This is a genomic window from Caulobacter sp. (assembly GCF_035254145.1).
Classification (GTDB): domain Bacteria; phylum Pseudomonadota; class Alphaproteobacteria; order Caulobacterales; family Caulobacteraceae; genus Caulobacter.
This window is the reverse complement of record NZ_DATFAV010000102.1, coordinates 1-7,120: the sequence shown is the minus strand read 5'-3', so window position 1 is coordinate 7,120 and position 7,120 is coordinate 1. Positions and strand designations below refer to the sequence as shown.

Below are 7,120 nucleotides of genomic sequence, written 5' to 3'. Positions count from 1 at the left end.
CCAGGACAAGTTCCCCCTCCGGCGCTTCGCGCCACCTCCCCCGCTAGGGGGAGGATTACGCGGCCCAAGCCGTCAGCGCTTCTTCGTCGCCTCCCCCGCCTTCCCATCAAACCCAAACGCGTGGCGCATGACCTGGAAGATGTAGCTCTCCTCGACCACGCCGCGCAGCAGGAAGGCCTGCGGGCCGTCGGCGAACACGCCCACGTCCTCACCGGCGTGGGCGGCGCTGGGCAGATTCACGGTCGCTTCCTGATGGTAGTCGACGTCGTCCAGGTCTTCCTTGGCCGGATCGGCGCGCGTGTCGGCGCCCAGCGGACCGCCCGGGCCGGTGGCGAACATCAGCGTGGTGTAGGCCTTGCCGTCGCCGGCGATGGCCGGCTCGCCCTCGTTACCAGCCAGCCCCAGGATCGGTGTGTTGCGGGCCGCGTAGCCCGAGATCACCAGTCCGTGGCTGTGGTCGGCGGTGACGACGACCAGGGTGTCCTTCAGGTCGACCTTGGCCAGCACGGCCTCGATCGCCTTCGAGAATTCGACGGTCTCGCTGAGCGTCCGCTTGGCGTTGCCCAGGTGGCTGCCCATGTCGATCTTGCCACCCTCGACCAGCAGGAAATAGCCGTTCGGGTTCTTCGACAGCACGTCGACCGCCGACAGCGCCATCTGCGCCAGGGTCGGAACGCCCTGCCCCAGCACCGGACGCTCCACCTCGTACGGGAGGTGCTCGGGCGCGAACAGGCCCAGCACATGCCGAGTGTCGGCCGGCAGGGCCTTCAGTTGATCCACGGTGGTGACGTAGGACGAGCCGGCGCCCTCGGCCTTCAACCACTCGGCCGTCAGGTCACGGCCATCGGCGCGCCTGCCGTCCTTGTCCTCGGGAAGAAAGCGCGAGCGGCCTCCGCCCATGACCACGTCCAGGCGCAAGGCGTCCGGCGCCTCGATCAGTTGGCGAGCGATGTCCTTGCAGCCGCCCTGGATCGCCTCGATGGGCATGTCGCCGTCACCTTCCCAGTCGCGATAGGCGGTGTGGGCGTAGGCGCCGGCCGGGGTGGCGTGGGTGACGCGCGTGGTGGTGACGACGCCGGCGGCGCGGCCATTGGCCTTGGCCAGTTCGGCGAGCGTTTCGACGCGCGCGCCCTTCTCCGTCTCGCACTTCTCACCGATCGCCGCGCCGGTCAGGCCGATGATCTTGTTGCGGGTCTTCACGCCGGTCATGATCGCCGTGATGCCGGCGGCGCTGTCGGTGACCTGGGTGTCGTGGCTGTAGGTCTTGGAGAGCGCCGAATAGGCCAGCTTCTCGAAGGCCAGCGAATTCGATTCGCCGTCCACGCCCTTCAACTGCCCGTCGTAAATTCGGCCGGCCGTGACCGTCGAAATGCCCATGCCGTCGCCCAGAAACAGGATGACGTTCTTGGCCTTGCCCGTGTTCGGAACGACGGCGATCTGCCGGGCCAGAGCCGCTTCACCGGCCTTGTAGTAGGGATCGCTGGCGCTGACGGAGACCGGCGTCTGGGCCAGGGCGATGACAGGGACGGCGACGGACGCGACGAGGGCGAGAACGAACGGGCGGATCAAGGCCAAGCTCCATGAGGAATCGGCCCCGTTTGCGCCCGGCATGTGACAGTTTTTGCGTTCCCGCGGTCCCCGTCCCCGGAAATCAGGGACGGCGCACGCGCCAGGCGAAGATCGTGGCGGTGGCCAGCAAGATCGCCGCCCCCGCTTGGTGCAGCACGCCCAGGGCGATCGGCACGCTCGTCATCAGCGTCCAGATCCCAAGCCCGGCCTGCAGGGTGACGACCAGCGCCACCGCCGCCGCCATGGCCTTGCTGCCCGCCGCCAGGGGACGATCGCGCCGGGCGACCACCGCCAGAACGACGCCGCCGACGAACAGGGCGTAGGCCATCAGGCGGTGATGCAGCTGAACCGCGCCCTGGCTATGGGCCAGCGTGCCCCACAGGCCATGGCCGGCATATTGAGCCGGCAGCAGCCCGCCGTTCATCAGAGGCCAGTCGTTGTAGACGAGGCCGGCGTCATTGCCCGCCACCAGCGCCCCCAAGAGGCTCTGGAAGAACACCGCGCCCAGGAAGGCCAGGGCCCAGCCACGCCAGGACGAGCGCTCCTCGACGCGGGGCGAGCCGCTCCAGGCGTCCAGGCCCGTCCAGATCAGGACGACGAACAGCGCCAAGGCCAGACCCAGGTGCGTCATCAGCCGCTCCGGCGCGACCGAGACCCGTTCGGAGAGGCCGCTCGACACCATCCACCAGCCCACCAGTCCCTGCAGGGCGCCCAGGCCCAACATGAGGGCGCAGCGCCAGATCAGGCGGCGCGGGATGTCGCGACGGATCAGGAAGACGACGAACGGAATGGCGAAGACCACGCCCACGGCCCTGCCCAGCAGCCGATGCGCCCATTCCCACCAGAAGATGCCCTTGTACCCCTCCAGGGTCATGTCGGGGTTCACCAGCTGGAACTGGGGGATCTTCTTGTAGAGCTCGAAGCTCTCGCGCCAGGCCTGCTCCGACATCGGCGGCAGCGCGCCCATGATCGGCTTCCACTGGGTGATGGAAAGGCCTGAATCCGTCAGACGGGTCGCCCCGCCGACCACGACCATGGCGAAGACCATGGCGGCGACGATGAAGAGCCAGATCGCGACGGCGCGCGAACGGTCGGAACGCAGGAAAGACGTCATAGGGTCGGAAAAGCGTCACTTCTGGGCCGAAATGCGGCGCCACCTCCCTACGCTCGCCGCTTGCCCGCATCAATGTTTCTGTGAGCCCGGCATGACGCCGACGCTGGTTCGTGTCAGAACCCGCCCGGACGGAGGGAATGATGAGCGGGATGGGCGTGTTCGCGGCGGCTTTGGTCGGCATCCTGGCCGGCTGGATCGCCGACATCGTGCTGGGTCGTCACCACTCGCTGTTCATCAAGCTCTTGATCGGCGTCATCGGCTCGTTCATCGGAGCGTTCGTCGCCTCGCGCATCGGCCTTCCGGTCGGCGGCGTCGTCGGCGAGCTGACGGTCGCCAGCGTCGGGGCCGTCGTGTTCCTGGCCGTGCTCGGCCTTTTCCGGAGAACCGCGTGAGCGCTCCTCTCATTCCGGCCCGTCTTCGCAAGCTGATCGGCTCGATCGGCGTGATGGCCGTCCTGTTCGCGTGGATCTGGGCCTTCACCAGCCTCTACGACCACCTGCCGCGGAACCGCTTCGTGCACCTGGTCTACTTCGTGGCGCTGGGCATGGGCTGGATCCTGCCGGTCATCCCGCTGATCTCGTGGATGGGCAAGGCCGACAAGCCGCTGGACGTCGGCCAGAGGTAGGCTGGGGCAGATAGGCTGGAAATGAAAAAGGCCGCCCCGGAGGGCGGCCTTTCGTCTTCCGCCCATTCCCGAAGGAAAGGCTTCCCGAAGGAAATGGTCGGAGCGACAGGATTCGAACCTGCGACCCCTTGACCCCCAGTCAAGTGCGCTACCAGGCTGCGCCACGCTCCGACGCGGAAGAGGCGCCCTTATAGGCGCCGCCCCGGGGTTGGGCAACAGCGATTTCGGACGAAATTATCGGAGCCAAAATGGCGGGTCGCCGGCCCCTCAGCGGACCAGAAGTCCGTCCAGCCGGGATTTGATGGCGCTAAGGTCGCGCAGCGCGAACGCCAGGCGGTCTCGGGCCTGATCGTCGAGGCGTCGCGCCTGAACGGCGGGAGCGTCGTAGTCGATGCCGGAGTCCAGACGGGCCGATCCGTTCGAACCCAGGCCGGCCGCGATCACCTGGGCCAGACCGTGGTCGCGATGCAGCTTCTGCACGCCCTTGATGGTCAGCCCCTCGCTATGGAGCAAGGCTCGCACGCCGTTCAGCACGGCGACGTCCTGGGGGCGGTAGAACCGTCGCCCGCCGGCGCGCTTCATCGGACGAATGAAGGAGAACTTGGTTTCCCAGAAACGCAGGACGTGCTGCGGCACGCCCAGCTCGTCGGCGGCTTCGGAAATCGTGCGGAAGGCGTTCGGCCCCTTCGCCACCGCAGGAAATCCCTAGTCGCCCAAGGCGCGGTCGATTCGCGCCTTCATGACCTGGGAAGCCCGGAAGCCGATCACCCGGCGGGGCTCGATCTCGGCGGGCTCGCCAGTCTTGGGATTGCGGCCCATGCGGGCCCGCTTGGAACGGACCTGAAAGACACCGAAGCCGGAAAGCTTGACCGTCTCGCCCTCCTCGAGCGCCTCGGCGACCAAGTCCAGGGTGCGTTCGACCAGGCCAGCACAGTCCTGACGGGTCAGTCCGACCTCTTCGTGGACCGCCTCGCACAGGTCGGCCCGGGTCAAAGTAGAGCCCTTCATGCAACCCCCTTCACGCGTATCTCTGGCGGCCCAAGGACCACCTCCGATGGAGCACTCGCGGTGAATAGACGCCTCGTGCGACCGTCCTCAACCGGTCGCGCCTCGATCCACCAATGACCTCATGCCGCGATTATCGCATGAAGTCAAAGGCTCAAGGCCGACAGTTCAGGCCCGGCGACAAGCGCGCACAATGTTGCGCATCAAAGGCGCAGGACGCACGCGCCCCAGGTCAGGCCGCCGCCCATGGCTTCCAGCAGCAACAGGTCGCCCGGCTTGATCCGCCCGTCCTTGACGCCCTGGGCGAAGGCCAGCGGAATCGAGGCGGCCGAGGTGTTGGCGTGGACGGCGACGGTGGAGATCACCTTGGCCTCGTCGATGCCGCAGCGATGGGCCACGCCCTGCAGGATGCGCTGGTTGGCCTGGTGCGGGATGAACCAGTCGACGTCGGCCACGGCGACGCCGGCGTCGGCGGCGGCGGCGTGGATGGCCTCGGAGATGTTGACCACCGCGTGCTTGAAGACCTGGTTGCCCAGCATCCGCAGCTTGCCGACCGTGCCTGTCGTGGACGGCCCGCCGTCGACATAGAGCAGGTCCTGCTTCGTACCGTCGGCGCGCAGGGCGAAGCCGAGCATGCCGCGATCGGCCGTCGTCCCCTTGCCCTCGCCCGGCTCCACCACCACCGCGCCCGCGCCGTCGCCGAACAGCACGCAGGTGCCGCGGTCGCTCCAGTCCATCAAGCGGGTCATGGTCTCCGCGCCGATGACCAGGGCGCACTTGGCGTGGCCGCGCGCCACGAAACCGTCGGCGACGCTCAGGGCGTAGACGAAGCCCGAGCAGACGGCCTGAACGTCAAAGGCGATGCCCACCGGCGCGCCAATCTTGCGCTGAACGATGGTGGCGACGGCCGGAAAGGTCAGGTCGGGCGTCGTGGTGGCGACGATGATCAGGTCGACGTCGGCGGGAGTCTTGCCCGCGGCGGCCAGGGCGTCCCTGGCGGCCTCGACGGCGAGATCCGAAACGGGCTGGTCCTCGGCGGCCTGGTGGCGCTGGCGGATGCCCGTACGCTCCACGATCCACTCGTCGCTGGTGTCGACGAACTTGGCCAGGTCGTCATTGGTCACGACCTTCGGCGGCAGATAGGCGCCGACGCCGGTCACTACGCTGCGAACTACGCTCACTCGGCCGCTCCCTGGGGGTCTACGCCGGAACCAGACCCCTGCCCCGGGGCTTCGTTCATGGCCGCGGCAGCGGTCAGGCGCTTCAGATTTCTGTCGATCTCGGCGCGGAAGTCACTGCGCGCGAGGTTGGTCGCGACCCGGAGGGCCGAGGCGAAGCCGCCAGCGTCCGCGCCACCGTGGCTCTTGACCACGATTCCGTTGAGGCCCAGCAGCGGCCCGCCGTTCACCCGGCCCGGATCCAGGCGCTGCCGCATCTTCTTCAGCGCGCCGGAGGCGATGGCCGCGCCCATCAGGGCCAGCGGCGTGGAGGTCAGGGTCGTCTTGATCTCGTTGGAGAAGAACCGCGCCAGGCCTTCGGCGGTCTTCAAGGCGACGTTACCCGTGAAGCCGTCGGTGACGACGACGTCCACCGTGCCGTAGGCGATGTCGTTGCCCTCGACGAAGCCGTGATAGTCGAAATCGAGATTGGCTTCGCGCAGGATGGCGTGCGCCTCGCGCACTTCCTCGTGGCCCTTCTGCTCCTCCGAGCCGACGTTCAGCAGGCCCACGGTCGGTCGCTTGGAGCCATGCACCGCGTGGTGGAAGGCCGCGCCCATGATCGCGAACTCGACCAGCTGGGCCGCGTCGCTCTCCACGTTGGCGCCGACGTCCAGCACCGCCGTCACGCCCTTCATGGTCGGCCAGTTGGCGACAATGGCCGGACGCTCCAGCCCCGCGCCCATCCGCAGGATCAGCTTGGAGATGGCCATGAGAGCGCCGGTGTTGCCGGCCGAGACGCAGGCGTGGGCCTCGTTCTCGCGCAGCGCCTCGATGGCGTTCCACATGGACGAGCCCTTGCCTCGGCGCATGGCCTGGGCGGGCTTCTCGTCCATCGCGATGGCCCGGTCGCAGTGGCGCGCTTCGCTGACGGCCCTGGCGGCCGGATGCCTGGCCAGCTCCGCCTCGATCTTCGCGCCGTCACCATGCAGCAGGAACCGCACTCCGGGCAGGGCCTGGGCCGCCTGGGCGACGCCAGGCACGACGACGGAGGGACCGTGGTCGCCGCCCATGGCGTCGACGGAGATGACTACGGATTGAGACACGTGGCGCTGAAAGCTCCGGCAGGCGGCCCGGCCGCCCCTCAAGGCGGCGGACGATACATCCGCGTGAATATCACGCAAGCGGTCGAGTCGGAGCCTCTAGCCGTCTTCGTCCTTCAAATTCAGGCCCTTCAACGCCGCGAAGGGGGAAAGTTCGACCGGCTCGGGCGGCTGGACGAACACCGCGCCCGGCTTGCGGGGGAACGGGTCCAGCTCCAGCGCCAGGTGCTCGACGACATAGCCGGAGACGTCGATCTTCTCGCCTTCCAGCACGTCTGGCGGATCGTCGCCGTCGGGATCGATGCCAAGGTCGCCGAACTCTTCCTGCGGCGCGTTCTCGCTGTTGGCCGGCAGCACCCGCAGGTCGAAGCGGGCGTCGATCGGCGTTTCGAAGTCCTCGGCCGTCGCGCCGCAGGTCTGGACCACGCGGGCGCGCAGCACGCCGGAAACCTCGGCCCCGTCCAGCCAGGAGGTGAGGAACACCTCGGCCGACAGCGCCTCGAGGCTGACGAGACCCAGTTGCTTGGCGATGGCCTTGCGCTGCTCG

The 7,120-nt window shown here is 68.1% G+C and carries 9 protein-coding genes and 1 tRNA gene; 2 read left to right on the top strand and 8 right to left on the bottom strand.

Going from position 1 to position 7,120, the window contains the following annotated elements:
* Positions 1-72: 72 nt before the first annotated feature.
* Both VJ655_RS05820 and VJ655_RS05815 read right to left on the bottom strand, forming a co-directional pair.
* Complete coding sequence (locus VJ655_RS05820) at positions 73-1,569, bottom strand: alkaline phosphatase (protein WP_324110120.1); 1,497 nt, start codon at positions 1,567-1,569, stop codon at positions 73-75.
* An 82-nt stretch (positions 1,570-1,651) separates the two neighbouring features.
* Positions 1,652-2,683: a COX15/CtaA family protein gene (locus tag VJ655_RS05815; RefSeq protein ID WP_324110119.1), complete on the bottom strand. Its 1,032-nt coding sequence runs from the start codon at positions 2,681-2,683 to the stop codon at positions 1,652-1,654.
* 140 nt (positions 2,684-2,823) lie between these two features.
* Between VJ655_RS05815 and VJ655_RS05810 the strand changes: the two genes are divergently transcribed.
* Both VJ655_RS05810 and VJ655_RS05805 read left to right on the top strand, forming a co-directional pair.
* Positions 2,824-3,075: a GlsB/YeaQ/YmgE family stress response membrane protein gene (locus VJ655_RS05810; protein ID WP_324110118.1), complete on the top strand. Its 252-nt coding sequence runs from the start codon at positions 2,824-2,826 to the stop codon at positions 3,073-3,075.
* On the top strand, positions 3,072-3,308 hold the full coding sequence (locus VJ655_RS05805) for a DUF2842 domain-containing protein (RefSeq protein WP_324110117.1): 237 nt from the start codon (positions 3,072-3,074) through the stop codon (positions 3,306-3,308). The genes VJ655_RS05810 and VJ655_RS05805 overlap by 4 nt, the downstream gene beginning before the upstream one ends.
* Positions 3,309-3,402: 94 nt before the next feature.
* Here the strand turns inward: VJ655_RS05805 and VJ655_RS05800 are convergent.
* From VJ655_RS05800 to VJ655_RS05775, 6 genes are all read right to left on the bottom strand, one after another.
* Positions 3,403-3,479: transfer RNA gene (locus VJ655_RS05800), tRNA-Pro, on the bottom strand.
* Between the two features lie 96 nt (positions 3,480-3,575).
* Positions 3,576-4,001, bottom strand: a complete 426-nt coding sequence (locus VJ655_RS05795; protein WP_324110116.1) for a MerR family transcriptional regulator — start codon at positions 3,999-4,001, stop codon at positions 3,576-3,578.
* A gap of 12 nt (positions 4,002-4,013) precedes the next feature.
* Positions 4,014-4,316: an integration host factor subunit alpha gene (locus VJ655_RS05790; protein ID WP_324110115.1), complete on the bottom strand. Its 303-nt coding sequence runs from the start codon at positions 4,314-4,316 to the stop codon at positions 4,014-4,016.
* A gap of 200 nt (positions 4,317-4,516) precedes the next feature.
* Positions 4,517-5,494: a beta-ketoacyl-ACP synthase III gene (locus VJ655_RS05785; RefSeq protein WP_324110114.1), complete on the bottom strand. Its 978-nt coding sequence runs from the start codon at positions 5,492-5,494 to the stop codon at positions 4,517-4,519.
* Positions 5,491-6,576, bottom strand: a complete 1,086-nt coding sequence (gene plsX / locus VJ655_RS05780; RefSeq protein ID WP_324110113.1) for a phosphate acyltransferase PlsX — start codon at positions 6,574-6,576, stop codon at positions 5,491-5,493. The genes VJ655_RS05785 and plsX overlap by 4 nt, the downstream gene beginning before the upstream one ends.
* Positions 6,577-6,672: 96 nt before the next feature.
* Positions 6,673-7,120 (bottom strand): DUF177 domain-containing protein (locus tag VJ655_RS05775; protein WP_324110112.1); only part of this gene is annotated, 448 nt, incomplete at its 5' end.